This is a genomic window from Bacillus sp. C28GYM-DRY-1 (genome assembly GCF_030519405.1).
GTDB classification, from domain to species: Bacteria; Bacillota; Bacilli; order Bacillales; family Bacillaceae; genus Bacillus; species Bacillus spizizenii_A.
Genome location: NZ_JAUMKF010000071.1, coordinates 1 through 405, shown reverse-complemented (window position 1 = coordinate 405; position 405 = coordinate 1). Strand labels below are relative to the sequence as shown.

Here is a 405-nt window from a genome sequence, read left to right as displayed (position 1 = left end):
GGCTCGGATTGAGCTGACGGCGGCGCAGCGACTCTTTCGGGAGGATGCGAACGACGGAGAGAGTGTTCGCAAGCGGGATGAGCATATTCGACGGGCGTGTCGTCTGTATGGTGCCTCACTCTTGACCCTTTCGGCCGCAGAGGACCTCGTTCCTGAGTGGGCTAAGAATGTTTCTGGCGAGAAATTCTGGGACCGCTTCTCTCTCCTCTCGGAGGACCGGGAAGAGCGGGCCGGCAAGCAAATGGTCTCCTCTGACTTTAGGCATTCTCGCGACAGTCTATAATGTGGACCTCGGTTTACCGTGAAATTTGGATTTCCGTGCCCCGCGTCGGATCTGTCACCGAAGAGCGTGAGCTGCCTGTGAACGCGGCATTCTCGTAGCAGTGGCGAAGGCGTAGGTAATGC

Annotated in this window: 1 protein-coding gene; it reads left to right on the top strand. The window is 57.8% G+C overall.

Annotation, left to right across the window (positions count from 1 at the left end; translation table 11 throughout):
- Window positions 1–283, top strand: a 283-nt coding sequence (locus Q3W56_RS20720; protein WP_302896707.1) for a hypothetical protein, incomplete at its 5' end; no start/stop codon positions are given.
- Window positions 284–405: the final 122 nt, after the last annotated feature.